Source organism: Acinetobacter sp. F-1, assembly GCF_022869025.1.
Classification (GTDB): Bacteria; Pseudomonadota; Gammaproteobacteria; order Pseudomonadales; family Moraxellaceae; genus Acinetobacter; species Acinetobacter pseudolwoffii.
In genome coordinates this window covers 16,816-43,275 of sequence record NZ_JAJKFX010000001.1, presented here as the reverse complement: position 1 = coordinate 43,275, position 26,460 = coordinate 16,816, and the positions used below count along the sequence as shown (strand labels likewise).

Here is a 26,460-nt window from a genome sequence, read left to right as displayed (position 1 = left end):
TCTGAAAGGCCTTGCCGTGTACGAGTGAAAAATAATATTCACATGATAAATTGATGAACTGGTACGCATTTTGCTCTATACACAGCAAATCAGGCAGTCAGTCGGAGGAGAGCGATGGCTGCCTGATTTTTCAATTTTATAATGGGGGTTAAAATGTTAGAGAATCAGTTACGCAACCATGACGCTTTTTCAGTGGCCACTTTAATTTATACACGTTTGAGACGTGTGTCAGGCCGGGTCGTGGATGCGCTTTATCTGGCAGAAAATCTGGACTATGCACGGCATGTGATTGAACTGGTAGAACAGACCCAAGATCCAGAGTTGCAGCGTTTAATCGAGCGTTTAAAACAGGTTTGGGATCTGCCTGTGGTTCGGCAGCAACAGTTTGAAAAATCTGCACATCTGCCACAGCAGGAGGTATTGGTCTCGGTTGAACCCGATCAGGACGATATCTACCGTGCACAGGTTGCACATCATTATATCGGTGCGCTGCGATAAAACGATGGGTGTGAATGTGCCAGACTGAAGCCCCATAATTTTGTACTAAAAGTCAGCAGGATGGAAAAATGGTTAAATTATCTTATTGAAAAAATACATAGGAATTTCAATTTCTATTTTTATTATCGAGGTGGTTTTTGTACAAGTAGTCACATTGCCAACTACTCAGACTGGCCAATCTCTGTATAATATGTTGACTTAACGCATAAGGAATCTCTCATGCACTTGGCGGCATTGCATACACCGAGCCAGATTCAACTCAATAAAGAAGGTAATCTAAAACACTTCTTGACCATCGAAGGTCTTTCCAAAGAAACCCTGACAAAAATATTGGACACTGCGCAGTCCTTTTTTAATGACCAAAATCAGCTCATTACCAATAATTTGCTGGAAGGCAAAACGGTGATGAACCTGTTTTTTGAGAACTCTACCCGTACCCGCACTACTTTTGAAGCCGCTGCCAAGCGCCTTTCTGCCAACGTTCTGAATATCGATATTGCCCGTTCGAGTACCTCTAAAGGTGAAACCCTGCGTGACACCTTATGGAACCTTGAAGCGATGGCCGCCGATATTTTCGTGGTGCGTCATTCATCTTCAGGTGCGGCGCATTTTATTGCCAAAGATGTCTGTCCGACGGTGGCGATTATTAATGCCGGTGATGGCCGTCATGCCCATCCAACCCAGGCGATGCTGGACATGCTCACCATTCGCCGGGAAACCCATAAAAAATTTGAAGAGATGTCGATTGCCATTATTGGTGATATCAAACATTCACGTGTCGCGCGTTCAGATGTAGCGGCTTTGCAAACCTTAGGCTGCGAAGATATTCGGGTGATTGCACCAAATACCTTGCTGCCATACGGTTTTGAAGAATATGGTGATGGTATTCGTCTATTTAACAACATGGAAGATGGCATCAAAGATTGCGACGTGATCATTACCCTGCGTATTCAAAATGAGCGGATTGATTCTCCGGCACTGGCATCGCAAGCTGAATTCTACAAGATGTATGGCCTGAACAAAGAACGTTTAGCGATGGCAAAACCGGATTGTATCGTGATGCATCCGGGTCCAATGAACCGTGGGGTGGAGATTGACTCCAGTATTGCCGATGGACCGCAGTCGGTGATTCTGAATCAGGTGACCAATGGTATTGCGGTACGTATGGCGGTGTTGGCTTTGTCAATGCAAGGCCAGCTTCAGGAACAGGGTTTGATTGCAGCGATTGCGGGTTAAGGAATAAGTCATGACTATTGTAAAAATTGAAAATGTTCGTGTGCTCGATCCGATCCAAAACACTGATTCTGTTCAGACCGTGTATCTGGAAAATGGTAAGTTCGTTGCGGAAACGGCTGCTTTTTCTGAAACCATTGATGGTCAGGGCAAATGGTTGATGCCCACCATGGTCGATCTGTGTGCACGTTTACGTGAACCGGGTCAGCAACAGCACGGCACACTAAAATCTGAAGGTAAAGCAGCACGTGAAAATGGGATTTTGCACGTGTTTACGCCACCAGATTCAAAGCCGATCGTGCAGGACAATGGCGCACTGATTCATGGTCTGGTTGAGAAAGCCATGCTGGACGGTGGTATCTATCTTGAAGTGATTGGTGCTCAAACCCAAGGCTTGCAAGGCCAGCAACCTGCCAATATGGCCGGCTTGAAAAAAGGCGGATGTACTGCGGTGTCCAATGCCAGTGCGCCTTTTGCCAATGATGACGTGGTATTACGTACCCTGGAATATGCTGCAGGTTTAGATCTGACTGTGGTGTTCTATGCAGAAGAGCCGCAAATTGCCAAAGATGGCTGTGTGCATGAAGGCTTTATTGCCTCACGTCAGGGCTTGCCGATGATTCCAGCACTTGCTGAAACCGTGGCAATTGCCAAATACCTGTTAATGATTGAAGTGACCAAAGTTCGTGCGCATTTCGGTTTATTATCTTGTGGTGCGTCAGTAGAGCTAATCCGGATTGCCAAAGAAAAAGGCTTGCCTGTCACCTGTGATGTGGCCATGCACCAATTACATCTGACCGATGCCTTAATTGACGGTTTTAATTCGCTGGCACATGTACGTCCGCCATTGCGTGCTGAACAAGACAAAGAATTGCTACGCCAAGGAGTAAAATCTGGGGTGATTGATGCGATTTGTACCCATCATGAACCGCTGAGCAGCTCTGCGAAAATGGCGCCATTTGCTGAAACCCAGCCTGGCTTTAGCGCTTTTGATACTTATGTACCTTTTGGAATTCAACTGGTCAATGAAGGTTTGTTTACACCACTGGAATGGGTAGAAAAAGTGACTTTGGCTCCGGCACGTGTTGCACAAATGGCAGATCGCTGGGCAGACGAAGCGGGCTGGGTACTTGTAGATCCAGAGCTAGAATGGACGCTGAACAAAGAAAGCATCGTGTCGCAAGGTAAAAATACACCGCTGATCAATCAAAAAGTGCGAGCTAAAGTTTTAAAAACGTTCCTCGCTTAATAGATCCAGCTTTTATAAAAGTCAGCTTCGGCTGGCTTTTTTTGTTTTTGAATTCTGTGTCAGTAAAATGAGTACTCAACAAAAACAGTGAAACTTTATGATATTCATACAATTATTTACATTTTCAAAAAACTGGCATCGTTACACTGATTGAATATTAAACATTAGAAAAATCAAAAGAATGGTGACAATATGAATGTAGATCTGATGGAACGCTTAAAAAGCGATGTTACAGCGATTGTGCTACAAGGTGAAACCGAACATCTATTTGCCAAAGATCAGGCACTGAGTCAGTTCTATCCCATATTCTTAAGTATATTGCGTGCACGTCCTGCATGGATTGAAAGTTTAAGCCAGCAACTCAATCCAAAAATCCATGAACTGTTTAATGGAAATTCGGCACTCAAGCAGCAGTTTCTGGATCAACTTGATCAGAGCGCGCCACAAGATCAAATAGAGCAGACCCTGAATCGGGCCATTGTACCGACCCTCAATTTTTTACAGACCGAAGCCGGTGCTTCAAGTCCAGAAGCGATTAGTCATTTGCTGGAAACCCACGCCGACTCGATCCAGCGTGCATTACCTGTTTGGGCCGGATCAATTTTAGCGGCATTAGGTGTTTCTCCATTGGCAGGGCAGCATTTGAATCAGGCGCCTGAACTAGAACCAGAATATACTGTTGTGGTACAGCAACAGAAAAAAACCGGCTTTTTATGGCCGTTTATTATTTTTCTGATTCTGGCAGCTTTAATCCTGTTTTTTGTTCGTAGCTGTATGCAGGATGATGCTGAGGATTCGGCAAACACCCAAACGACCCGTGAAATTGCCGCAGCCCAACCGGCTTCTTTACAGTTGAGTACCGGCACTAATGGTGAAATTATCAGTTGTCAGTTACAGCTGAATAATCCCCAATATATGCAAATTTTGCAAACCGAGATTAAACAGATCTTTAATTATAATATTGGTTGTGGGGCGCTCAGCAGTGAGGTTTATCATTCGGAATTTATTGATCAGGATAGCATTCCTTCCGTTTTGAAACTGATTCAAGGCATGCCAAATGTCTCACTAGACTGGATTGGTAATCAGGTTGCTATACGTGCAGCGAGTAATGCAGAAGCAGAACGTCTGGCAACACAAATTCGTAATCTGGCCAAAAATGTCACTGTTGTGACTCAACAGCCGGTCAATAGGAGTGAGGCGATTCAGGCTGCCAATAGCGAGGCAGAACAAGCATTGGCGAGTATCAAAACTGATCATGTTCAGGCCTTAGATGTTGCGACCGCACTGAATTTGCAGATTATTAATTTTGATACTGCATCGACTACCGTGCCGGAAGTGAATAAATCGGTACTGGATCAGGCTGCCGCATTATTGCAGCGCGCACCGCAGGTTATTCTCAAGGTCAAAGGACATACTGATGCGCAAGGAAGTGAGGCCGAGAATAAAGTGCTGTCTGTGCAACGCGCGCAAGCAATTGTGGGTTATCTGATTGAAAAGGGGGTTGATCCTGCGCAATTGCAAGCTGTAGGCGTGGGAGAGGGCCAGCCTGTTGAACCGAATGCGACACCTGCCGGACAGTTTCAGAACCGCCGCGTAGCTTTTGAAGTGGTTAATACTGAAACAGGTACTATACGTGCAGTGGATAGCGAGGGTGTTGTAGAAAAGAAAGCCAGCTGAAATAATTTTCCAGATGAAAAAGGAAGAATGATTCGTCCTTTTTATATGGCTTAAATTAAGAAAAGACCGGTGGACTATAGGTCAAAGTTCGGCCGAGGAACCAGAGTAAAAACAGCACCAGCGGGATATGAAAAACCAGTTGGGTCACGGTAAAACCGATCACATCTTTGGCCTTTAACTTCAGGATGCCCAGCATCGGCAACATAAAGAAAGGATTGATCAGATTAGGCAAGGCTTCGGCAGCATTATAAATCTGCACTGACCAGCCCAGATGCACTTTCAGATCATGCGCAGCCTGCATTACATAAGGGGCTTCAATAATCCATTTACCTCCACCGGAAGGAATGAAGAAACCCAGGATTGCCGAATAGAGACCCATCACGATAGCAAAGGTTTCCTGTGAAGCAATCGAAACGAAAAATTCGGCAATATAGTGTGATAGGGACAGATCGGCAGAATTCAGCGCATTGGTCATCATAAAGGCAATGCTGCCATATAAAGGAAACTGGATCAGCACACCCGAAATTGCTGGCACAGCCTTGGAAACGGCATTGAGAAAATTCCGTGGTGTGCCATGTAGTGCGACACCCAAAATCAGGAAGATAAAGTTATAGGTATTTAAACTGGAGATGGCCAGAATAGGATTGCTTTCGGAAAATTCGTTAAACATCCATACAGCACCTAGCACCACAATCAGAATACTTAAAATAGGTGAGTTTTCCAGCCAGTCGCCCGGACGTTTTGATGAAGATTCTTCCGGTTTTCCTTCTTCAATCTGAACCGGAAAATGTTCAATGGTTTTAATATGACTGCCTTTCGGCGCTGACCAGTAGGCAATGGCAATCGAGGCAATAATTAGAACCGCCGTCATGATCATGGATTGCGGCAGGAAAATCGTTTCGGTAAATGGAATGACACCGGTCAGATTGTAAATCGGTTCAGGCAGGCTGCTTTTATTGGCCTGTAATTGTGCAGCAGAGGAACTGATGCCGAGTGCCCAGGTGGCTCCCATCCCGATAATCGCTGCTGCGGCTGCAGCGCGGTAATCCATATTAAGTTCTTTACGTTGTGCCAGTGCAATCACGAGTAATGCAGTTAGAACTGTGCTCATGGCCCAGTTAATCAGGGAAATGAGCAGGCTGACTGTCGCGACCAATACAATCGCACCACGCCCTGAATGGGGCAGACATGCCATTTTTCGGATCAGAAGCTGCATTGGTTTTGAAACCGAAACCACATAACCGACCACGATCAGCATGCACATCTGCAAGGTAAAGGGAATCAGGCTCCAGAACCCGTCACCAAAGGAAATGGCAACGTCCTGTGCCGGCGCGCCAATTCCGATAGCGGCAATTGCGACAATGATGACACCGAGCAGGGCAAAAATATAAGAATCGGGAAACCATTTTTCTGACCAGTCACTGACGCGCAGGGCGAAGCGTTGTAAGATATTTTGTTCTGTTTGCATGATTAAAATTCATTTATTCTGCATTCATTTTTAAAATTAGAGTTTTCTTTGGTCGAAAAGAAACCCTTAAAATTTTTCATTTTAAGGGCCGGGAAAATCAAGCTGCTATTTTTTGTAAAGCCACACCCGTGACTTTCTGAATCTCCTCAAAACTGACCTCTGGTGCCAGCTCAACAAGTTGAATACCATCTGGAGTGACATCCAGCACACCTAAATCGGTAATGATCCGGTTGACCACAGCCTGTCCGGTAAGGGGCAGACTGCATTGCGCAACAATTTTAGGCGTGCCATCTTTGGCGCAGTGTTCCATCAACACCACGACTTTTTGTACCCCTGCGACCAGATCCATGGCACCGCCCATACCTTTGACTTTTTTGCCCGGAATCATCCAGTTGGCCAGATCGCCAGTTTCGGACACTTCCATGGCACCTAAAATGGCGATATTGACATGACCGCCACGGATCATGGCAAAGGAATCGGCACTGGAAAAGAAAGAAGCGCCCTTACGGGCAGTCACGGTCTGTTTACCAGCATTAATCAGGTCGGCATCGACGGTTTCAGCCGTTGGAAATTCGCCAATACCGAGCAAGCCATTTTCCGATTGCAGCCAGACGTTGATATTTTCTGGAATGTAGTTAGCAACCAGCGTTGGTAAACCAATCCCCAGGTTAACGTAGAAACCATCTTCCAGCTCTTGTGCAGCGCGCTGCGCCATTTGATTACGTGTCCAAGCCATGATCAAGCCTCCGCCTTTAAGGTCATCTGTTCAATACGTTTTTCCGGTTGGGTATTTAAGACAATTCGATTCACATAAATACCGGGCAGATGAATGTCATCGGGATCCAGCGCACCAATCTCGACAATTTCTTCTACTTCAGCTACGGTGATTTTGCCAGCCATAGCGCAGACCGGATTAAAGTTTTGTGCAGTTTTACGGAAAATCAGATTACCTGCTTTATCGGCCTTATAGGCTTTGACCAAGGCGATATCGGCAGTCAAGGATTCTTCCAGAATATAAGACTTGCCATTAAACTCACGTACATCCTTGCCTTCAGCAATCACGGTTCCGACACCGGTGGCGGTATAAAAAGCCGGAATACCGGCACCGCCAGCACGTAATTTCTCCGCCAAGGTGCCTTGTGGGGTCAGTTCGACTTCCAGTTCGCCACTCAGGTATTGACGTTCGAATTCTTTATTCTCACCAACATAAGATGAAATCATTTTTTGAATCTGTTTGGTTTCCAGTAAAACGCCCAAACCAAAACCATCGACTCCGGCATTGTTGGAAATACAGGTCAGATTTTTGGCACCGGTCTGTTTCAATGCGGCAATCAATGCTTCCGGAATACCGCATAAACCAAAACCTCCGACTGCCAGTGTATGTCCATTCTGAACCACGCCGTCTAAAGCGGCCTCTGCACTGTCATAAACTTTATTTGACATTTTTTACCTCGATTTATTCTTGTCTTGCAGATTCCTTTTTGGTCAGGAAACTACTGATGTATATCCTTGAGGACTTGTATCGTGTCCGGGTATTGCTATTGTTAGGCACAGGCTTTTTGCCAATAGGCATTGGCATAATTGGAGGGATTATTGCGCTGCAACACCTCACTGATATTACGGCTGGCCTGCATCAGGGCATCCAGTTGAATACCGGTTTCAAAGCCCATATTCGAGAGCAGGTAATACAGGTCTTCAGTTGAAACATTGCCTGAAGCACCCTTGGCATAAGGACAGCCACCCAGACCGGCAATGGATGAATCAAATACCCGGATGCCTTGTAACAGCGACTGGTAAATATTGGCGATGGCCATGCCATAGGTATTATGGAAATGACCTGCCAAAACCTTGGTATCGATCTGAGCCAGGCAAGCATCCCAGACTTTTTGCACCCGATCCGGTGTGGCTGTACCAATGGTTTCACCCAACGACACTTCATAGCAGCCCATATCCAGCAAACGTTGGGTGACTTTGACCACCTGTTTCGGATCAATCGCACCTTCATAAGGGCAGTCCACCATACAGGACACATAACCGCGTACCCGAATATCATTGGCTTTGGCGGCCGCCATCACATCGGCAAACTTCTCCAAGCTTTCATCAATCGAGCAATTGATATTTTTGCGGGTAAAGCTTTCAGACGCTGCGGTAAAGACCGCAACTTCCTTGCAACCCACCGCCAGCGCTGCTTCAAAGCCCTTCAGGTTTGGGGTGAGTAAACTGAACTGAATATTTGGGTCTTTGGGCAAGCCGGCAAACAGCTGATCGCTGTCTGCCATTTGTGGCACCCATTTGGCTGAAACACAGGAACCGACTTCAATCGCCTGTAAACCGGTTTTCATCAGATCCAGAATCAGATTTTTCCGATCATCCAGCGTTAATGGCGTTTTTTCATTTTGCAGGCCATCGCGTGGCCCGACTTCTACAATTTTGACAAATTCGGTCATGCAACATCCTCCGTCAGTGGCTGGAACTCAAGCAGTTCATCACCGGCTTTGACCTGATCACCTTTCTGGAAATATGAACTGGCGATGATGCCGTCATGTGGTGCACGAATCGAGTATTCAATTTTCATCGCTTCCAGCGTCATCAAGATATCGTCTTTTTTGACCTTGTCATTGGCAGCGACCAGTACTTGCGTGATCACACCTGGCATTGGTGCAGTGAGGTTGTTTTCTGTCCCTTGATCATCATGCTGATCATAATCCGGCTGGATAGACTCGAATTTATGTGTCTGACCATTCTGGAACAGGGTAATGCCATGTTCAGTCTGGCTAAAGGCCAGTTTTTGCTGTTTGCCTGCCAGTTGCAAAGCTAAAGTATGTGCATCAATCAACTGACCTTGTAGCTGAATCTGCTGACCATTATAAGTGGCGATAAAACCTTGCTCTTGCGTACTGAACTGAACTTTAAGCATAATGCCATTGCGTTGTAATTGCACTGTATATGCATTTTGCTGATTCAGGCGCCAGAAAGCGTGTTGTTGCCAGACTGAGTTATTCGCAACCGGGTTTTGAGCTTGGCGTGATAATAATTCGATGAATGCAGCACTAACGATCAGTTCAGCATTGATCTCAGTCGAAGGTTTTAATAAGAACTCTTCTTCACGTTGAATCAGGCCGGTATCCAGATGGGCATTTTTAAACGAATCACACAGCACCAAACGGTCGAGGAATGCAATATTATTGCCCAAGCCATCCACATGGAAATGGCCCAGGGCATGATGCATTTGCGTTAAAGCAGCTTCGCGGTTTTTGCCCCAGACAATCAGTTTGGCAATCATCGGATCATAATAGGTGCTGATTTCATCACCTTCGACAATGCCACTATCCACACGTACACAGTCATTTTGCTCTGGATAGTGTAAATAGCTGATCTGGCCAATCGCAGGAATAAAGCCTTTCTCTGGTTCTTCGGCATAGACACGTGCTTCCAGTGCATGCCCGTGGATCTGTAATTCATGCTGCTGTTTGGGTAAAGGCTCACCAAAAGCTACGCGCAGTTGCCATTCCACCAGATCCTGACCTGTAATCATTTCAGTGACCGGGTGCTCAACCTGCAAACGGGTATTCATTTCCATGAAATAGGCAGTACCATCTTGCTCGACGATAAACTCTACCGTACCGGCACCGACATAATCGACCGCACGTGCGGCATCAATCGCGGCCTGGCGCATCGCTTCAAGTTTGTCTTCTGGCATTTTTGGTGCAGGCGCTTCTTCAAGGACTTTTTGATGACGACGTTGTACCGAGCAATCACGTTCAAATAAATGCACATAATTGCCGTGGGTATCGCCAAAAACCTGTACTTCAATATGACGTGGCTGAATCACATAGCGTTCAATTAGCACATCTTCATTGCCAAAACTGGAACGCGCTTCGCTTTTACATGAAGCCAGCGAACTCAGAAAATCTTCACTGCGCTCGACCAGACGCATGCCTTTACCGCCACCGCCAGCACTGGCTTTGATTAGCACCGGATAGCCGATGCTGTCAGCCTGCTGTTTCAGGAAGTCGGCATCCTGATTGCTACCGTGATAGCCCGGGGTTAAAGGCACACCAGCTTTTTCCATCAACGCTTTAGAGGTGGCTTTGAGACCCATCGCCAAAATGGCATCGACAGGCGGGCCAATAAAGACAATATTATTGTCCTGACAGGCCAGGGCAAACTGGTCATTTTCCGACAAAAAGCCATAACCTGGGTGAATTGCTTGCGCACCGGTGTTTTTGGCCGCCTGAATAATACGTTCGATCTGTAAATAGCTTTGTGCTGCTGGCGATTCACCAATATAGATCGCTTCATCCGCCAGTTTGACATGCTGTGCCTGTGCATCGGCATCGGAGTATACGGCAACGGTGGCAATACCGAGTTTTTTTGCTGTACGAATCACACGGCAGGCAATTTCACCACGGTTGGCAATTAAAATCTTTTCAAACATCGTAGCATCCTTCTTGTTGTTATGCCGTGGTCTTGATCCAGGCCGGGCTTTGTTTGTTTAAAAATGCATTCAGTCCATTTTTCGCCTCATCTCCCTGGCGAATATGGGCAATATGCTGTGCTGTTTTAAGAAGTAAATCTTCGGTCAAAACCTGTTGGTCGACCAGTTGAATCAGTTGTTTTGAGGAATTTTGTGCAGCAGGGCCACCGAGTAACAGGGCTTCCACAATTTCATCAATTTTGCTGTCGAGCTGTTCCGGTGGAGTGACTTCATGCGCCAGTCCAATGGTTTTGGCCTGTTCCGCAGAAATTCGCTCGGCAGTCAGGAAGTAACGTGAAGCCTGACGCGCACCAATCGCACGAATCACATACGGGCTGATGGTCGAAGGTGCCAGACCTAGGCGTACTTCAGAGGTGGCAAACTTGGCATCGGTGCTGGCCACGCAAATATCACAAGCTGATGCCAGACCCATACCACCGCCAAAAGCAATGCCATGCACCCGGGCGATGGTTGGCTGCTTTAAAGTCGCTAGGCTTTGCAGCATTTTCGCCAGTTTTAATGCATCTGCTTCGTTGTCTGCTTGAGAAGCCTGACCGGCCTGCTTCATCCAGTTCAGATCGGCACCAGCCGAAAAGCTTTTGCCGCGCCCTGCCAGAATCACCACACGTACATCATCACGGCTATTTAAAGACTGGAAGCAGCGATACAATTCTTCAATGACCTGAGTATTAAAGGCATTGTGCAGTTCAGCGCGATTAATCCAGACTGTTGCCACTTGATTTTGCTGTTCGAGCTGTAAAAATTGATATGTCATTTTTTTCACCTCTTACATGCGGAACACGCCAAACTTGGTCGGCTGGATTGGCGCATTCAGTGCCGCAGCTAAACTAAGACCTAACACTTCACGAGATTGGGCAGGGTCAATGACACCGTCATCCCATAAACGTGCAGAGGCATAATAAGGATGACCTTGGCGTTCGTACTGATCACGAATTGGCTGTTTAAACTGATCTTCTTCTTCCGCAGACCAGTTAGCGCCTTTGACTTCAATCTGATCACGTTTTAAGGTCGACAATACGCTGGAGGCCTGTTCACCGCCCATCACTGAAATACGTGAGTTTGGCCAAGTCCACATAAAGCGTGGTGAATACGCGCGGCCACACATACCATAGTTGCCGGCACCAAATGAGCCGCCAATCACCATGGTCAGTTTAGGCACATTGGCATTGGCCACAGCCATCACCAGTTTGGCGCCATTTTTGGCAATGCCTTCATTTTCATACTGGCGGCCAACCATAAAGCCAGTGATATTCTGGATAAATAGCAGGGGAATATTGCGCTGACAGCACAGCTCAATAAAATGTGCACCTTTTTGTGCTGACTCGGAAAACAGAATGCCGTTATTGGCAATAATCCCGACTGGCATACCGTATAGGCTGGCAAATCCGGTAATCAAGGTAGTACCAAATCGAGCCTTGAATTCATCAAAACGCGAACCATCGACAATCCGGGCAATCACTTCACGGACATCAAAAGGTTTACGCGAATCTGTTGGCACGATACCGTATAGCTCTGAAGCATCAAACAAAGGCGCTTCCACATGTTCAGGCAACGGATTTGGTTTTTTATTTAAATTGGCCACAATATTGCGGGCAATTTCCAGGGCATGCTGGTCATTTTCAGCCAGATGATCGGCTACACCGGAGAGGCGGGTATGCACATCACCACCACCAAGGTCTTCACTGGAAACAACTTCACCGGTTGCAGCTTTGACCAGTGGCGGGCCACCGAGGAAAATGGTTCCCTGATTGCGTACAATAATAGTTTCATCCGACATGGCAGGCACATAGGCACCACCCGCCGTACAACTGCCCATTACCACGGCAATCTGGGCAATGCCTTGGCTCGACATACGCGCCTGATTATAGAAAATACGTCCGAAGTGATCACGATCCGGGAAGACTTCATCTTGTAGCGGCAAATAGGCACCGCCAGAATCGACCAGATAAATACAGGTCAAATGATTCTGCTCGGCAATTTCCTGAGCACGCAAATGTTTTTTTACGGTCAGTGGATAATAAGTGCCCCCTTTAACAGTCGCATCATTGGCAATGATCATGCAGGTTACGCCATTGACCTGACCAACGCCAGCGACCACGCCCGCAGCAGGCACATCGTCCTGATAGACCTGATAGGCAGCCAGTTGTCCAATTTCAATAAATGCCGTGCCAGGATCAATCAGATGATCAATACGTTCTCTGGCTAGTAATTTACCGCGATCCAAATGTTTTTGACGGGCAGTTTCACCCCCACCCAAGGCAATTTTTTGGACTTTCTGTTTCAGGTCTTCGACCAGATTTTGCATCGCCGTCTGGTTGTTTTTAAATTCGTCGCTGCGAATATTAATTTTGCTCTTTAATTGATTCATGCCGAACATCCTTGTCTATTCTTGTGATTTATTTTTTAGGCAGTTTCATTAAACAGTTCGCGGCCAATCAGCATGCGGCGAATTTCTGAGGTGCCTGCGCCAATTTCATACAGTTTGGCATCGCGCCATAGACGTCCCGCAGCAAACTCGTTGATATAACCGTTGCCACCCAAGGTTTGAATGGTTTCGCCCGCCATCCAGGTGGCTTTTTCAGCTGCATATAAAATCGCACTGGCGGCATCTTTACGCAGGCTACGGCTATGCTCTGCCTTGTCACATTCTGCGCCAACTGCATAGACCAGGGCTTTACAGGCCAGCCAGGTGGAATACATGTCAGCAATTTTGCCCTGCATCAACTGGAATTCACCCAGCGCCTGACCAAACTGTTTACGATCATGAATATACGGAATCACGGTATCCATACAGGCATCCATAATGCCGAGTGGGCCTGCACTTAAAACAGCACGTTCATAGTCCAGACCGCTCATCAGCACTTTGGTGCCATTGCCGACACCGCCGAGCACGTTTTCTTTTGGCACTGCGACATTGTCAAAAAATAGTGGATAAGTGTTTGAGCCACGCATGCCGAGTTTGTCTAGGTGCGTACCGTGACTAAACCCCGGCATATTTTTTTCAACCAGAAAAGCGGTCATGCCTTTGGCACCGGCTTGTAAATCGGTTTTTGCGTAGACCACCAGTACATCGGCATCGCCGCCATTGGTGATCCACATTTTCGAACCATTCAGCAGGTAATGATCACCTTTGTCTTCAGCTTTGAGTTTCATGCTGACCACATCGGATCCGGCATTGGGTTCGGACATGGCCAATGCACCGACATAATCACCAGATACCAGTTTGGGCAGATAGCGCTGTTTCTGTTCTTCACTGCCATTACGCTTAATCTGGTTTACACATAGGTTAGAATGTGCGCCATAGGACAAACCAATCGATGCTGAAGCGCGGGAAATTTCCTGCATGGCAATGATGTGTGCCAGATAACCGAAATTTGAACCGCCATATTCCTCACTGACCGTCAGACCGAGCAGGCCCATCTCGCCAAATTTTTTCCAAAGGTGAGCAGGGAATTCATTGTCACGGTCCACTTGTTGAGCAATTGGAGCAATTTCCTTGGCGCAAAATGCAGCCACTGAATCACGAAGTGCAATAAGTGTTTCGTCCAAACCGAAATCCAAGCTTTGTAAATTCATTGTTCATCCATCCTGTGGTTCTATTTGTTGTATCCAAAAAAGCATTTTTGTTGTGCTTGTTATTTAACATACATCGAAAATTTAAAAAAGTGAATCAATATTCACAAAATGATTTACAATTCATTTTATCTTGTTGAGATTAATTTTATGAGTTATAAAAGATCATCATTGATGCAGGAACGAATGGAGCAAAATCGCTTGGCGATCTTGCAATCTGCTCGTGAGCTGATTACTCAAGGGGGCTTTAAAGAGGCGTCGATTCAGGCGATTGCAGAACGTGCAGGCGTTTCTACAGGCTTGGTATATCGATATTTCGAAAACAAGAATCAGATTTTGATTCAGGTTTTGTCAGAAGCAATTCGGCTTGAGATTGAGATTTTAAATCACATTGCTGCCTCGGATTTATCGCCAAAACAGAAATTGCAAAAATCTGTTACAACTTTTGTGAAGCGAGCCATGAACAGCCCACAGTTGGCGTATTCGCTGATGTTCGAACCGGTCGATCCGGAAATGGAACATGAGCGTTTTCACAGTAAACAGCTAATCAAGCAAAGCATTAAGGAAATTTTGGCTGAAGGAAAAGTCAATGGCGAGTTTGAATTTGAAGATTTAAATACCGCAGCGCTGGGTGTGGTTGGTTCCATGACCTTTGTGGTAATTGAACCTTTGAATCCATCTCGGAATATCAGGTTTGATCAAAATTATAAGGATCACTTTGTCAAACAGATTGCCGATTTTTGTGTCAACGCAGTACGTCGACAGGAGGGAGTAGCAGGAGCATAAAACACAAAAAACAGGCAGGAAGACAGGGTTGTCGTGGTCAAAAACAATTAATAGAGTTGAAAATCAGAATTACAAAGAATCAAGGAGATCGATTCAATGACACAAGTACGGTTAAGCTATGCCTACGGAACAAGCAGCCAACCCTTATTGGGCATGACAATTGGCGAAAAATTTGATCAGGCATGCGAACAGTATGCACATTCTGATGCAATCGTCAGCTTGCACCAGAATGTGCGTCTGAGCTATCAGCAGTTGCAGCAGCAAGTGAATGCTTTTGCCTGTAGTTTGCAAAAACTGGGCCTGAAAAAAGGTGACCGTCTGGCCATCTGGTCGCCGAACTGTGTGGAATGGACCATTACCCAGTTTGCTGCATTTAAGGCGGGAATTATTCTGGTGAACTTGAATCCAGCTTATAAAAGTAATGAACTGGAATATGTCTTAAACAAGGTCTCCTGTAAGGGACTGGTGATTGCAGCGCAGTTTAAAACCACTGACTATCAGGAAATTCTGACTAAAATTGCTCCTGAGCTAACACAGACTGAAAGTAAATTACTCAATGCAGAGCGTCTGCCGCATTTGAAGCATGTGATTAAAATTGATGAACAGGAACATCCGGGTCTACATCGTTTTCAGGACTTATTGGTGGAACCAAGCGCAAACGCCTTAGAAAAATTGCAGCAAATTTCGAGTGAATTGCAGTTTGATGAAACCATCAATATTCAGTTCACCTCGGGTACAACGGGGAATCCGAAAGGTACTATGTTGACCCATAACAATATTTTAAATAATGGCTATTTTGTCGGTGAAGCCATTCATTTAAGTCCAGAAGATCGGGTTTGTATTTCGGTACCACTGTTCCACTGCTTTGGTATGGTGATGGGAAATCTGGCCTGTATTACCCATGGTTCAGCCATGATTTATCCATCTGCCGTTTTCAATCCTCTGGAAACCCTCAAAGCCATTCAACAAGAAAAATGTACGGCGGCTTATGGGGTGCCGACCATGTTTATTGCCATTCTTGAGCATGAACAGTTTGATGAATTTGATCTGAGCAGTTTACGTACCGGCATTATGGCCGGCAGTCCATGTCCACAGGAAATCATGCAGCGTGTGATTGAGCGGATGCATATGTCAGATATCACCATTTGCTATGGCATGACTGAAACCGCACCGGTCAGTGCGCAAAGCTCTACCGCAGACTCCATTGAACAGCGTGTTACGACAGTCGGCCGGGTACATCCGCATCTGGAAGTGAAAATTGTCGATGAAGATGGCAAGGTGGTGCCGCGCGGACAACTCGGTGAACTCTGTGTGCGTGGTTATTCGGTGATGCTCGGTTATTGGGAAGATCAGGATAAAACTGCAGAAGTAATTGATAATGCGCGCTGGATGCATACGGGTGATATTGCTGAAATGGATGATGAAGGCTTTGTCAAAATCAAGGGGCGAATCAAGGATGTCGTCATTCGTGGCGGTGAAAACCTGTTCCCCAAAGAAATTGAAGACTTCCTTTATACCCATCCTGCGGTTTCAGATGTTCAGGTGATTGGTGTGCCAGATCATAAGTATGGTGAAGAACTCTGTGCCTGCATCATTTTGCATGAAAACGATCCGTGTACTGAAGAAACTATTCGCCAGTATTGTGCCGAGCATATCTCACACAATAAAGTGCCGCGCTATGTGCGTTTCTTCCATGAGTTCCCGATGACAGCTTCCGGTAAGGCGCAGAAGTTTAAATTACGTGAATTTATGCGTGAAGAGTTGAACTTAAAGGAAATAGCTTAAGTATTGTTTAGTTTTTGAGATTGGTGAATTCTTCAACTTTTTTATCATTAAAAAAAGTTGAAGAGAAACTATTAAGAAAAAGCGAAAGATCTGCACAGCCTCACTTAGAAAGAAAGATTTTAATTTTAACGTGTAGGCCATGCTTTGACTTTCGATGGGCTAAAAGTAAACAAAAGCCCTTTATTTTGCTGAAGGGACATCCATGTCCCTTCAGCAAAATGGCGACATTCATGTCGCCTGTCATGTGATTAGATTTAGGATAATGGTCGAAAATTTAAAACCTTTAGATGGAATCTTTATCAATATTGTAATAACTGATAAACCTAATGCTCTTTAGTCTGTTGAATGGTGTGAGGTAAAGTGAAAATATGGCAAAAAACTTCCATAGTGAACTCGTCGTCGCTAATTATGATGAGCACATCCGTAAATTGATTCCCGGCTATGAACTGGTACATCAGCAAATTGATGCCATCCTAACCACTCATTTACCCGAAATTGCCCATATATTGGTGGTTGGTTGCGGGACAGGCTATGAGCTATCTTATCTGTTGCAACGCCACCCAAACTGGACATTTACTGCAATTGATCCATCGGCGACTATGCTGGAACAGGCGCAGAAAAATATTGGGTTAGACCTGGGATCGCAGCGGATTCGTTTTATTCAGACAGATACACAAAGCTTAAATCAAGATAATCAGTTCGATGCGGCTCTAGCAATTTTGGTGGCACATTTTATTCCATCAGAAAATAAAACTGAATTTTTTCAGGATATATCCGATAGTCTTAAGACCGATGGAATCCTGTTAACCTATGACTTGATGCAACCTGAAAATAAAACTGAATTAAAAATCTTGCAAAAAATGGCACAGCAGACAGGACTCAGTATTCAACAAAGCGAAAAAATGCTTGAACGGTTACAGCAGGATTTTCATTTAATCTCTGCCCAAGATTTAGCAGCGCTTTTAACCAAAGTCGGATTTAAACATAGCAAAATTTACTGTCAAATCATGAATTATTATGGTTTTTTTATACAGAAATAAGCATAGCTAACTGAAACAGTTAACTAGAAATTTAAATATAAGATTCAAGGAAGTGTAAAAACAATGTCAGCCTACTATCGTTTCATCAACCGCGAACAGCATGCCGATGGCAGCAGCACTGCTTATTATGAATCTAATATTCATGCGCAAGGTGCATGGAATCCGCATGAGCAGCATATGGCGCCCGCGACTGGTATTATTTGTGCAGAACTGGAACAGTTTCAGCCACGTGCAGAGATGCGCATTGGCCGGGTGAGTCTGGATATCTTTGGACTGATTGCTTTTGGTGAATTTTCCATTACTACGCGCATGATTCGTCCGGGTAAAACCATCGAACTCATTGAAGCAGAAATGTGTGCCAACGGGAAAACCTGTATTGTGGCACGTGCCTGGAAAATGATGACTTCGGATACCCGTACGATCGCCGGTCTGGAGGATTTTCCGGTTCAGCACCCTGAAGACCTGCCGGTGTGGGAAGGGATGCGCTGCTGGCCAGGTGGTTATATTCAAAGTATTAATACCCGTGCCCATGTCGATCATCGTGCTGGCAAAGGTATTGTCTGGTTATCCAATGCCCTGGAAATGGTAGAAGGTCAGACGACCAGCGACTTTAGCCGTTTGATGGGAATGGTGGATACAGCCAATGGCGTGGTGCCGCGTCAGGATCCAAATGCGGGATGGGGTTTCCCAAATCTGGATTTGCAGATTCATTTGCATCGTTTACCTAAAGGCACATGGCTAGGACTAGAAGTGCTACAGCAATATGGTGAAGATGGCATTGGTTTAACCAGTGGAATTTTACATGATCTTCATGGGCCTTTTGGTCGCAGTGAGCAGATTTTAACCTTACGTAAATTTTAAAATCTGATTTACACAAAAGGACGAATTGCTTCGTCCTTTTTTTATTGGCATGCTGTGCGCAATTATTCAGGAAGATCAGCAGATGCGGATTAGTATTATTGGGGCAGGTCGAGTTGCCTTTCATCTTGCCCAAGGCTTAAATGGACAGCATGAGCTTGTACAAATCTATAGCCGCAGTTTTGCCAAGGCAGAACAGCTGGCATCTAAATTTAAGGCTCAGGCGATCAACGCTCCTGAATTACTGCATTCCGAAATTGATCTTTTAATCATTGCCGTCAGTGACCAATTCATTCGATCTGTCATCGAGCAGGTACATGCCTATCTTCCTGATGTGTTGATCGTACATACTTCTGGCAGTACCCACTTAAACGTTTTGCAGGATGTTCACCCACGTTCAGGTGTATTTTACCCTTTACAGACTTTTAGTCTGGAACGTGACATCGACTGGTCGAATACGCCTTTATTTATTGAAGCGGATAATGCTGAAGATCAAGAAAAACTGCATGATCTAGCAAATAGCCTAAGCAATAGAGTCTATCACTATAGCTCTGAACAACGCTTAAGTTTGCATCTGGCCGCAGTATTTGCCTGTAATTTCAGTAATTATTGTTATGATATGGCCAAACAGATTGTAGATGCTGAGCAGGTCGATTTCAGTCTGCTGTATCCCTTAATACTAGAAACTGCCCATAAAGCTACCGAAAATGATCCAAGGCAAATGCAGACTGGCCCCGCCATGCGTGGTGATCAAAATATCCTAAATATGCATCAGCAGATGCTGGCGAATCGGCAGCGAGCAGATTTACAAAATGTCTATCAGTTGTTGAGCCAGCAGATTCTCACGCGTCATCAAAAATGAAGAAGCTAATGATTTATCTACAGAGCAGGGTTCAAAGACAAATTTTCTCTATAAAAAAGCGCTGAATAATCAGCGCTTTTTTGAGTCTTAGATTAAGAAATTTTCTTGAAGATAAAGTCATTAATCTTGTGACCGGCTTCAATGCCGCGACGCTCAAACTTGGTTTGTGGACGCCAGTCAGGACGAGGATAGCTGTTGCCTTTACCTGCGAGGTTTTCCAGACGTTGACGTTCTTCCAAAACTTCAAGCATCCATTCTGCATATGGTTCCCAATCTGTTGCAGCATGGAAGGTGCCGCCCAGCTCCAGCTTTTGCTCAACCAGTGGCATACGTTCATGTGAAACAAAACGGCGTTTAAAATGACGTTTTTTCTGCCATGGATCAGGGAAGTAAAGCTGAACCGTATTGATACTATTGTCCGGCATTTCACGCAGCACTTGAATCGCATCGGCATCCAGTACGCGTAAGTTGGTTACGCCGGCCATACCTGCTTCATAGACACACTGCGCAATGCCTGGTACATGAACTTCAATCCCGACAAAATTACGCTCGGGATTGGCCTTGGCCATCAGCACCAGAGAACGACCCATACCAAAACCGATTTCTACCGTTAAAGGACGCTCCGGATGTTCAAAGTGTTGACGTAAATCGCCCACCGGATATTCCAAAATTAAGTGACCATATTGTTCAAGCGCAGTACGTTGAGAGGTGTTCAGCGGCATTGAGCGGCGCATAAACGTCACGATTTCACGGTGCTCGCTTAAATTGTCCAGCTCCACGACTTGCTGGTCTAATTGATCGTTCGACATAACTTTGGCAAATCTAAAAATTCAGAATGCGGTATTTTAAGTCCTGAGCCGAGCAAGTCAAACTTTTCTCGGTATTTCTCCATAAAAATCGGCAAGATCTTCCAGATACAATAAAAGAGCCTCGCTTGGCTCTTTTATTAATCATCATGCCTCAGCTACTAAAACGGTCAATCAAGGTGCTGCTAGCTTCATTTAAACCAATCACGGTCACCTCTATACCTTGAGCTTTAAATTTCTGGATGACGTTATTCAGCATATTCACTGAGGTCACATCCCAAATATGCGCATGGGTCAGATCAAGTTCAACATGTTCAAGCTTTTCTTTAAAATCAAAGAACTGATAGCAGTTCTCTGAACTGCTAAAGAAAATCTGTCCAGAAATAAAGTAGCTGCGTGAATGAGCCGAATTCAAATGCGTATAGACATGTACGGTTCTTTCCAGTTTATTGATAAAGAACAGAGCAGAAAGCAGCACGCCAACAAATACACCCAGTGCCAGATTATGGGTGGCTAAAACCACCAGCACCACCGCAATCATAACCACATTAAATTCCAGCGGATGTTTATTGAATTGTTTGACTGAACCCCACTGGAAAGTGGTAAAGGCGACCATCACCATAATCGCCACCAAAGCCGCCATCGGAATATAAGCCAGCCAGTCTTTCAGAAACACCACCAGGCACAGCAAAAATACACCGGCAATCAGCGTTGATAAACGGGTTCGTGCACCGGAAGACACATTAATAATCGATTGACCGATCATGGCACAACCGGCCATGCCACCCATAAAACCACTGACAATATTGGCCATACCCTGACCACGACATTCCTGATGGCGGTCACCTTCAGTTCCGGTCACTTCATCAATTACAGTCGTAGTCATCATGCTTTCCAGCAAACCGACAGTCGCCAGCGTCAATGAATAAGGCAGTACAATTTGTAGGGTTTCCAGATTGAGCGGAATCTCTGGCAGCAGGAACATTGGTAAGGTGTCCGGAAATTGCCCCAGATCACTCACGGTTCGCATATCTGTACCCAAGAACAGCGCCAGTCCACTCAGCACGATGATGCAAATTAGCGGAGAAGGAATGGCTTTACCAATTTCAGGCAGATAAGGAAATAGATAGATAATCGCCAGACCCATGGCAATAAACAGATAGCCCATCCCATCCATTTTTTGCATCTCGGGAAGCTGTGCGACAAAAATCAGAATTGCCAATGCATTCAAAAATCCATACACCACAGCTTGCGAAACAAAGCGCATCAACTTGGCCACTTTAAAATAACCGGCAATGACCTGAATAATTCCGGTCAGAATAGTCGCTACCAGCAGATATTGCAGTCCATGGTCTTTTACCAGCGTAATCATCAGCAGTGCCATCGCACCCGTAGCCGCTGAGATCATGGCAGGGCGGCCGCCAAAAAAAGCAATCGTCACAGCAATACAAAACGAAGCATAGAGACCGACCTGCGGATCGACGCCAGCAATTGCAGAGAAGGCGATCGACTCGGGAATTAAGGCCAGTCCAACCACCAAACCTGCGAGTACATCAGTCCGGACATTGGAAAACCATTCTTCTTTTTTAAGGCTAATCACGAAATATCATCTAAATTTGGAAAACCTGGGTATCTTAAACAGATGCGGTCAAAAATCTACAGAGATGGGCTTGAAAAAGCCGTTAATTTCCTGAATATTGAATGAGTAAATGTCTTGAGGGGCAGTTACGCTTTTTTGCAATTTACAGGTTTGATCACTTGAAAGTTTGACAGAAGCGATTTAAAACATAGAGAAGTGTATAACAAGGATCAGAAATGAAGCTTTACTATTCGCCGGGTGCATGCTCACTGGCAGCTCATATTATTTTAAATGAAATTAATGTCGATTTTGATTTGGAACGTGTTGACTTAAAAACACATAAAACAGAGAAAGGTACGGATTATTACGAAATTAATCCTAAAGGCTATGTACCAGCCTTAGAAATTAATCCTGGTCTGATCCTGACAGAAAACGTAGCCATTTTACCTTTTCTGGCTCAACACGATCCAAAACAAGATCTGATTCCGCCATCTGGTATGGGACGTGCCAAAGTTCTGGAATGGCTGGGTTATCTCAACTCAGAATTGCATGATGCTTATGCGGTGTTCTTTGGTGGCAAGTTATCCGATGATGAAAAGAAAAAAGCCTATGCAGAAGTCGATCGTCTATTGAGTTATATCGACAAAGCGATTGCTGAATCAGACAATGACTATCTGGTTGATGATAACTTTGGCCCAGCCGATGCTTATCTGTTTGTGTTGACCAATTGGTCGAATCATATTGAGCATGATTTAAGTCCGTATAAGAATATTATTCATATCCGCAATAAAGTCGCAGAGCGTCAGTCTGTACAGATTGCAATGCGAGATGAAGGTCTAATTCCATAAATGAGTATTCATCATCAGGCTTAAAAAAACCGCTTTATTGAAAGCGGTTTTTATTTGTCAGTCTTCATCATTAAAGTGTGAATAGAAATTAACAAAATCAATGTTATTTTAATAGAATCGCTGATGAGACTTGAACGTCGATCATCGCGCTGCAGTTGAGTAGCGCCAGCGTACATCCTTATTTTTATTATCGAGTGTTCATTATTATAAAAGCTCGATCAAATAGCTGAATGATTTAAGCTTAAATTGTGCCCATGAATTTTAGTCAAAAAAATAAGGATTCCTGAGAATCCTTATTTGAAAAATGATCCAAGACTTTAAATATTATTTAAAGAAATAACCAGTTTCCGGCGAGCTGGCATTGGCCATACGTTTACGCGGCATACGGCCGGCCAGAAAAGCTTCACGACCAGCTTCGACTGCTTTACGCATTGCAGAGGCCATGAGTACCGGATTCTGTGCAGCTGCAATCGCTGTATTCATCAGTACACCATCACAGCCCAGTTCCATCGCAATTGCGGCATCACTTGCGGTACCGACACCAGCATCGACCAGTACAGGCACTTTGGCATTTTCTTTAATAATCGACAGGGTATGTGGATTGAGAATTCCCAAGCCCGAACCAATCAGGCTGCCCAAAGGCATAATTGCCACACAGCCCATGCTTTCCAGTTCTTGCGCCACGATTGGATCATCCGAAGTATAGACCATGATCTCAAAGCCATCGTCAATCAAGGTACGTGCAGCTTTCAAGGTTTCAGTCACATTCGGATATAAGGTCTTTTCATCGCCTAAAACTTCAAGCTTGACCAGATTATGGCCATCAAGGAGTTCGCGTGCCAGCATACAGGTGCGAACGGCACTATTGGCATCGAAACAACCTGCGGTATTCGGCAAAATGGTATATTTTTCCGGAGGAATGACTGACAGCAGATTCGGCTGATCTGGATGCTGTCCAATATTGACCCGACGAATCGCGACAGTAACAATCTCTGCGCCACTGGTTTCAATGGCTTGCTGAGTTTCATTTAAATCTTTATATTTGCCTGTGCCTACCAAAAGGCGAGACTGGAATTGGCGTGAACCAATCTGTAATAAATCTTGCATAATCGTCCCGAGTATTAGCCGCCACCGACCGCGTGAATAATTTCTATTTTGTCTGTATCGCAAATCGGCGTATCGCCTAATCTGCTTTTAGGAATAATCATTTCATTGACTTCAACTGCAAAACGCTTACCCTCAAGCGCCATACTCTGAATCAGTTCCAGCAGATTCTTGCAGTGAGTTTCCTGTTGTTCGCCATTGATATAAATCATCATTCTAGCTACCCTCCATGATTAAGTGATTTTCAGACTTATCTGGCGTATTTTAAAGCATTCCAAGCCAGAATTAACCATCCTGCAATCATTAAAGCACCACCAATTGGCGTAATTGCGCCTAATCCACGTGGTAAACCCAAGGCCATGATATACAGTGAACCAGAAAATAATAAAATACCGACCTGAATTAGCCAAAAACTCCATTGAATCGGGAGTGTTGGAATGACTTTCGCGAGCAAGGCCAGAATAAGCAAACCTAAGGCATGATAGAAAAAATAATCCGTTGCCGTTTGCCACCAGCCGAGCTGGGCTTCAGTCGCGCGCGCTTTTAAACCATGTGCACCAAAGGCACCGAGCATCACGGCAAGCGCCAAGTTGAGTGCTGAAATCGCAATCCACATTTGAATTGATCTTCCTGATAAAGTTTGCGCTCAACCTTAGCATAAATTCAAAATTCGGACATAAAAAAGCCTTCTTTGATGAAGGCTTTTTCAGATTAAATCAATAACAGAATTTGGTATTAATTGGAGGACATCGCCACTTTAATTTTTTCCATGGCATTTTTTTCCAGCTGACGAATACGTTCCGCGGAAACGTTATATTCGGCGGCCAGCTCATGCAGGGTGGATTTCTCATCATCTAGCCAGCGGCGCTGCAAGATATTACGTGAACGATCATCGAGCTGATCCATGGCTTCGTGCAGGGCAGAGGTACTTTGTTCCTCATAATCCTCATTTTCAATCAGACGGGCCGGATCATAACGGTTATCTTCAAGATATAAAGCCGGTGCAACATAAGTTGAACCTTCATCATCGTCATCGCCGGAAGCATCAAAAGCAGCATCATATGCCGTCAAACGGCCTTCCATCTCCAGAACTTGTTCTGGTGTGACATTTAAATCATTGGCAATCGACTGTGCTTCTGCGAGGGTCAACTTTTTCGATGATTTTTTCAGGCTACGCAGATTAAAAAACAGTTTACGTTGCGCTTTGGTGGTGGCGATTTTAACAATACGCCAGTTACGGATCACATATTCATGAATTTCCGCCTTAATCCAGTGCACAGCAAATGACACCAAACGTACGCCCATATTCGGGTCAAAACGTTTTACAGCTTTCATCAGACCCAGGTTGCCTTCCTGAATCAGGTCGCCTTGTGGCAGACCATAACCTGCATAACTGCGTGCAATATGCACCACAAAACGCAAATGTGACATGACCAGCATTTTTGCTGCATCTAAATCCTGGTCATAGTAATAGCGTTCAGCCAACTCTTTTTCTTGTTCGGCCGTTAAAATCGGAATCTGATTGACAGTGCTGATATAAGCACCGAGGTTGACCCCTGGCGCCGATAATGACAGGGGCATCAACTGATTGCGGCTGTCACTCATGTGTTCTCCTTGAAGTGCGGGATAACCCTAAACATAGGTTTTATCTTAATCCAATCTCTCCGCAAATAATGGATATTTGGGTAGAGAAATGTAAAAAAGTATACGAAACTAAGATAAACAGTTTAATTGAAAATTTTTAAGATTCAATCAAGTAGTGAAACTCTGAATCAGAAATTTTTCTTGATTCAAGCTTGAGTTGATGAATCTGGCAATAACGGCTGATATCCGTCTGACTATGTGGATCAGAGGATTTGAGCAAGAAAGTTTTCTGATTACCGGCCTTTAGTGCCCGTTTTAACATTAATAGCGGCATCGGGCAGGGTTTTCCTATGGCATCGATAAGACAATATTGCTCTGGATCTTGCGACATTAGGGTTTCATTCACATAGCAAAAAAATGACAATAAATAGTAACAAAGAAGCGTATAGAACCAAACTGCTTTAATAAAAATCACAATCTAAAAGAAGATATAAAGTCTTTTGACAATTTTCATGAAAAAAATAACTAAATCAAACAGAACATGCTAAAAAAAATCTATTAATTGTGATAAACCCATGTTAAGCTCGTTGCGTATTTGGGACTTTGAATAAACAAAGTGATTGTTTTTCACCCTATTACATAAATGGATGTAACCGGGATTTTGTTGATAGTTTTACAGAATGATTACAAGCTTAAAAATAATATTTTCAAACTTGTTTGCTCTGCTGTTTGCAACACCGGGTGGTCCTTCTTTTAGTTTCAATGAGGATTAACTTATGACAGCTGCTCGCGAACAAGGCGTAGTTAAGTGGTTTAACGATACTAAAGGCTTCGGCTTTATTCAACGTAACGGCGGTGATGACGTATTTGTTCATTTCCGTGCTATCCAAGGTGACGGCCACCGTTCACTTCGTGATGGTCAACGCGTTGAATTCAGTGTTGTTAAAGGCCAAAAAGGCTTTCAAGCTGAAGAAGTTCAACCATTAGACTAATCTTCGGATTAAGCTAAAAA

The 26,460-nt window shown here is 44.7% G+C and carries 26 protein-coding genes; 11 read left to right on the top strand and 15 right to left on the bottom strand.

Going from position 1 to position 26,460, the window contains the following annotated elements; all coding sequences use genetic code 11:
• Positions 1-153 precede the first annotated feature (153 nt).
• The 4 genes from LOZ91_RS00220 (at position 154) to LOZ91_RS00205 (ending at position 4,657) form a co-directional block, all read left to right on the top strand.
• Positions 154-498 carry a hypothetical protein gene (locus LOZ91_RS00220; protein ID WP_159137940.1) on the top strand — a complete coding sequence of 115 codons (345 nt, stop codon included), beginning with the start codon at positions 154-156 and terminating at the stop codon, positions 496-498.
• Between the two features lie 219 nt (positions 499-717).
• Positions 718-1,734, top strand: coding sequence for an aspartate carbamoyltransferase catalytic subunit (locus LOZ91_RS00215; protein ID WP_005171612.1), 1,017 nt, complete (start codon positions 718-720; stop codon positions 1,732-1,734).
• Between the two features lie 10 nt (positions 1,735-1,744).
• Entirely contained in the window at positions 1,745-2,980 is a 1,236-nt protein-coding gene (locus LOZ91_RS00210) for a dihydroorotase (protein ID WP_180083111.1), read from the top strand.
• 192 nt (positions 2,981-3,172) lie between these two features.
• Positions 3,173-4,657, top strand: a complete 1,485-nt coding sequence (locus LOZ91_RS00205) for an OmpA family protein (protein ID WP_244782444.1) — start codon at positions 3,173-3,175, stop codon at positions 4,655-4,657.
• Between the two features lie 55 nt (positions 4,658-4,712).
• Here the strand turns inward: LOZ91_RS00205 and LOZ91_RS00200 are convergent, their stop codons facing one another.
• The 8 genes from LOZ91_RS00200 to LOZ91_RS00165 form a co-directional block, all read right to left on the bottom strand.
• A complete protein-coding gene (locus LOZ91_RS00200; RefSeq protein ID WP_005096535.1) occupies positions 4,713-6,125 on the bottom strand; it encodes a TIGR00366 family protein in 1,413 nt (470 codons plus the stop codon).
• 97 nt (positions 6,126-6,222) lie between these two features.
• Entirely contained in the window at positions 6,223-6,861 is a 639-nt protein-coding gene (locus LOZ91_RS00195) for a CoA transferase subunit B (protein ID WP_005096536.1), read from the bottom strand.
• Positions 6,862-6,863: 2 nt separating this feature from the next.
• On the bottom strand, positions 6,864-7,568 hold the full coding sequence (locus LOZ91_RS00190; RefSeq protein WP_074382978.1) for a CoA transferase subunit A: 705 nt from the start codon (positions 7,566-7,568) through the stop codon (positions 6,864-6,866).
• 101 nt (positions 7,569-7,669) lie between these two features.
• Positions 7,670-8,572 carry a hydroxymethylglutaryl-CoA lyase gene (locus tag LOZ91_RS00185; protein WP_005171595.1) on the bottom strand — a complete coding sequence of 301 codons (903 nt, stop codon included), beginning with the start codon at positions 8,570-8,572 and terminating at the stop codon, positions 7,670-7,672.
• Entirely contained in the window at positions 8,569-10,563 is a 1,995-nt protein-coding gene (locus LOZ91_RS00180; protein WP_244782443.1) for an acetyl/propionyl/methylcrotonyl-CoA carboxylase subunit alpha, read from the bottom strand. The genes LOZ91_RS00185 and LOZ91_RS00180 overlap by 4 nt, the downstream gene beginning before the upstream one ends.
• 19 nt (positions 10,564-10,582) lie before the next feature.
• Positions 10,583-11,377, bottom strand: coding sequence for an enoyl-CoA hydratase/isomerase family protein (locus tag LOZ91_RS00175; protein WP_074382975.1), 795 nt, complete (start codon positions 11,375-11,377; stop codon positions 10,583-10,585).
• 12 nt (positions 11,378-11,389) lie between these two features.
• Positions 11,390-12,991 carry a carboxyl transferase domain-containing protein gene (locus LOZ91_RS00170; protein WP_100535526.1) on the bottom strand — a complete coding sequence of 534 codons (1,602 nt, stop codon included), beginning with the start codon at positions 12,989-12,991 and terminating at the stop codon, positions 11,390-11,392.
• A 35-nt stretch (positions 12,992-13,026) separates the two neighbouring features.
• Complete coding sequence (locus LOZ91_RS00165; RefSeq protein WP_005096545.1) at positions 13,027-14,199, bottom strand: isovaleryl-CoA dehydrogenase; 1,173 nt, start codon at positions 14,197-14,199, stop codon at positions 13,027-13,029.
• 147 nt (positions 14,200-14,346) lie between these two features.
• Between LOZ91_RS00165 and LOZ91_RS00160 the strand changes: the two genes are divergently transcribed.
• The 5 genes from LOZ91_RS00160 to LOZ91_RS00140 all read left to right on the top strand — a co-directional run bounded on the left by LOZ91_RS00160 (position 14,347) and on the right by LOZ91_RS00140 (position 19,527).
• On the top strand, positions 14,347-14,982 hold the full coding sequence (locus tag LOZ91_RS00160; RefSeq protein ID WP_035337915.1) for a TetR/AcrR family transcriptional regulator: 636 nt from the start codon (positions 14,347-14,349) through the stop codon (positions 14,980-14,982).
• A gap of 96 nt (positions 14,983-15,078) precedes the next feature.
• Complete coding sequence (locus tag LOZ91_RS00155; protein WP_005171582.1) at positions 15,079-16,767, top strand: AMP-binding protein; 1,689 nt, start codon at positions 15,079-15,081, stop codon at positions 16,765-16,767.
• Between the two features lie 368 nt (positions 16,768-17,135).
• Positions 17,136-17,807, top strand: a complete 672-nt coding sequence (locus tag LOZ91_RS00150) for a class I SAM-dependent methyltransferase (protein ID WP_100329794.1) — start codon at positions 17,136-17,138, stop codon at positions 17,805-17,807.
• 63 nt (positions 17,808-17,870) lie between these two features.
• A complete protein-coding gene (locus LOZ91_RS00145) occupies positions 17,871-18,668 on the top strand; it encodes a thioesterase family protein (RefSeq protein WP_100329793.1) in 798 nt (265 codons plus the stop codon).
• 82 nt (positions 18,669-18,750) lie between these two features.
• Entirely contained in the window at positions 18,751-19,527 is a 777-nt protein-coding gene (locus LOZ91_RS00140; protein WP_159138064.1) for a Rossmann-like and DUF2520 domain-containing protein, read from the top strand.
• Between the two features lie 92 nt (positions 19,528-19,619).
• On the opposite strand, the gene trmB is transcribed toward LOZ91_RS00140, so the two are convergent.
• Together trmB and LOZ91_RS00130 are read right to left on the bottom strand one after the other, a co-directional pair.
• Positions 19,620-20,336: a tRNA (guanosine(46)-N7)-methyltransferase TrmB gene (gene trmB, locus LOZ91_RS00135; protein WP_244782442.1), complete on the bottom strand. Its 717-nt coding sequence runs from the start codon at positions 20,334-20,336 to the stop codon at positions 19,620-19,622.
• A 151-nt stretch (positions 20,337-20,487) separates the two neighbouring features.
• Complete coding sequence (locus LOZ91_RS00130; RefSeq protein WP_244782441.1) at positions 20,488-21,933, bottom strand: SulP family inorganic anion transporter; 1,446 nt, start codon at positions 21,931-21,933, stop codon at positions 20,488-20,490.
• A gap of 215 nt (positions 21,934-22,148) precedes the next feature.
• Between LOZ91_RS00130 and LOZ91_RS00125 the strand changes: the two genes are divergently transcribed.
• Positions 22,149-22,760: a glutathione binding-like protein gene (locus LOZ91_RS00125; RefSeq protein WP_005171574.1), complete on the top strand. Its 612-nt coding sequence runs from the start codon at positions 22,149-22,151 to the stop codon at positions 22,758-22,760.
• Positions 22,761-23,084: 324 nt separating this feature from the next.
• Here LOZ91_RS00125 and LOZ91_RS00120 read toward each other — a convergent pair whose 3' ends face one another.
• The 5 genes from LOZ91_RS00120 to LOZ91_RS00100 all read right to left on the bottom strand — a co-directional run bounded on the left by LOZ91_RS00120 (position 23,085) and on the right by LOZ91_RS00100 (position 25,839).
• Positions 23,085-23,867: a thiazole synthase gene (locus LOZ91_RS00120; RefSeq protein ID WP_074382971.1), complete on the bottom strand. Its 783-nt coding sequence runs from the start codon at positions 23,865-23,867 to the stop codon at positions 23,085-23,087.
• 14 nt (positions 23,868-23,881) lie between these two features.
• Complete coding sequence (gene thiS / locus LOZ91_RS00115) at positions 23,882-24,079, bottom strand: sulfur carrier protein ThiS (RefSeq protein ID WP_004280105.1); 198 nt, start codon at positions 24,077-24,079, stop codon at positions 23,882-23,884.
• Positions 24,080-24,114: 35 nt separating this feature from the next.
• Positions 24,115-24,480, bottom strand: a complete 366-nt coding sequence (locus LOZ91_RS00110; RefSeq protein ID WP_005096565.1) for a DUF423 domain-containing protein — start codon at positions 24,478-24,480, stop codon at positions 24,115-24,117.
• A 119-nt stretch (positions 24,481-24,599) separates the two neighbouring features.
• Positions 24,600-25,469: an RNA polymerase sigma factor RpoH gene (gene rpoH / locus LOZ91_RS00105; RefSeq protein WP_005096567.1), complete on the bottom strand. Its 870-nt coding sequence runs from the start codon at positions 25,467-25,469 to the stop codon at positions 24,600-24,602.
• 136 nt (positions 25,470-25,605) lie between these two features.
• Complete coding sequence (locus LOZ91_RS00100; protein WP_225552730.1) at positions 25,606-25,839, bottom strand: sulfurtransferase TusA family protein; 234 nt, start codon at positions 25,837-25,839, stop codon at positions 25,606-25,608.
• Positions 25,840-26,224: 385 nt separating this feature from the next.
• Here LOZ91_RS00100 and LOZ91_RS00095 point away from each other — a divergent pair, with 385 nt between their 5' ends.
• Positions 26,225-26,440 carry a cold-shock protein gene (locus tag LOZ91_RS00095; RefSeq protein ID WP_004280099.1) on the top strand — a complete coding sequence of 72 codons (216 nt, stop codon included), beginning with the start codon at positions 26,225-26,227 and terminating at the stop codon, positions 26,438-26,440.
• The last annotated feature ends 20 nt before the right edge of the window (positions 26,441-26,460 follow it).

Excerpts from the sequence above, each read along its gene's own strand:
- LOZ91_RS00220 (WP_159137940.1), top strand. The coding sequence starts at position 154 with ATGTTAGAGAATCAGTTACGCAACCATGACGCTTTTTCAGTGGCCACT.
- LOZ91_RS00215 (WP_005171612.1), top strand. The coding sequence starts at position 718 with ATGCACTTGGCGGCATTGCATACACCGAGCCAGATTCAACTCAATAAA.
- LOZ91_RS00210 (WP_180083111.1), top strand. The coding sequence starts at position 1,745 with ATGACTATTGTAAAAATTGAAAATGTTCGTGTGCTCGATCCGATCCAA.
- LOZ91_RS00205 (WP_244782444.1), top strand. The coding sequence starts at position 3,173 with ATGAATGTAGATCTGATGGAACGCTTAAAAAGCGATGTTACAGCGATT.
- LOZ91_RS00200 (WP_005096535.1), bottom strand. The coding sequence starts at position 6,125 with ATGCAAACAGAACAAAATATCTTACAACGCTTCGCCCTGCGCGTCAGT.
- LOZ91_RS00195 (WP_005096536.1), bottom strand. The coding sequence starts at position 6,861 with ATGGCTTGGACACGTAATCAAATGGCGCAGCGCGCTGCACAAGAGCTG.
- LOZ91_RS00190 (WP_074382978.1), bottom strand. The coding sequence starts at position 7,568 with ATGTCAAATAAAGTTTATGACAGTGCAGAGGCCGCTTTAGACGGCGTG.
- LOZ91_RS00185 (WP_005171595.1), bottom strand. The coding sequence starts at position 8,572 with ATGACCGAATTTGTCAAAATTGTAGAAGTCGGGCCACGCGATGGCCTG.
- LOZ91_RS00180 (WP_244782443.1), bottom strand. The coding sequence starts at position 10,563 with ATGTTTGAAAAGATTTTAATTGCCAACCGTGGTGAAATTGCCTGCCGT.
- LOZ91_RS00175 (WP_074382975.1), bottom strand. The coding sequence starts at position 11,377 with ATGACATATCAATTTTTACAGCTCGAACAGCAAAATCAAGTGGCAACA.
- LOZ91_RS00170 (WP_100535526.1), bottom strand. The coding sequence starts at position 12,991 with ATGAATCAATTAAAGAGCAAAATTAATATTCGCAGCGACGAATTTAAA.
- LOZ91_RS00165 (WP_005096545.1), bottom strand. The coding sequence starts at position 14,199 with ATGAATTTACAAAGCTTGGATTTCGGTTTGGACGAAACACTTATTGCA.
- LOZ91_RS00160 (WP_035337915.1), top strand. The coding sequence starts at position 14,347 with ATGAGTTATAAAAGATCATCATTGATGCAGGAACGAATGGAGCAAAAT.
- LOZ91_RS00155 (WP_005171582.1), top strand. The coding sequence starts at position 15,079 with ATGACACAAGTACGGTTAAGCTATGCCTACGGAACAAGCAGCCAACCC.
- LOZ91_RS00150 (WP_100329794.1), top strand. The coding sequence starts at position 17,136 with ATGGCAAAAAACTTCCATAGTGAACTCGTCGTCGCTAATTATGATGAG.
- LOZ91_RS00145 (WP_100329793.1), top strand. The coding sequence starts at position 17,871 with ATGTCAGCCTACTATCGTTTCATCAACCGCGAACAGCATGCCGATGGC.
- LOZ91_RS00140 (WP_159138064.1), top strand. The coding sequence starts at position 18,751 with ATGCGGATTAGTATTATTGGGGCAGGTCGAGTTGCCTTTCATCTTGCC.
- trmB (WP_244782442.1), bottom strand. The coding sequence starts at position 20,336 with ATGTCGAACGATCAATTAGACCAGCAAGTCGTGGAGCTGGACAATTTA.
- LOZ91_RS00125 (WP_005171574.1), top strand. The coding sequence starts at position 22,149 with ATGAAGCTTTACTATTCGCCGGGTGCATGCTCACTGGCAGCTCATATT.
- LOZ91_RS00120 (WP_074382971.1), bottom strand. The coding sequence starts at position 23,867 with ATGCAAGATTTATTACAGATTGGTTCACGCCAATTCCAGTCTCGCCTT.
- thiS (WP_004280105.1), bottom strand. The coding sequence starts at position 24,079 with ATGATGATTTATATCAATGGCGAACAACAGGAAACTCACTGCAAGAAT.
- LOZ91_RS00110 (WP_005096565.1), bottom strand. The coding sequence starts at position 24,480 with ATGTGGATTGCGATTTCAGCACTCAACTTGGCGCTTGCCGTGATGCTC.
- rpoH (WP_005096567.1), bottom strand. The coding sequence starts at position 25,469 with ATGAGTGACAGCCGCAATCAGTTGATGCCCCTGTCATTATCGGCGCCA.
- LOZ91_RS00100 (WP_225552730.1), bottom strand. The coding sequence starts at position 25,839 with ATGTCGCAAGATCCAGAGCAATATTGTCTTATCGATGCCATAGGAAAA.
- LOZ91_RS00095 (WP_004280099.1), top strand. The coding sequence starts at position 26,225 with ATGACAGCTGCTCGCGAACAAGGCGTAGTTAAGTGGTTTAACGATACT.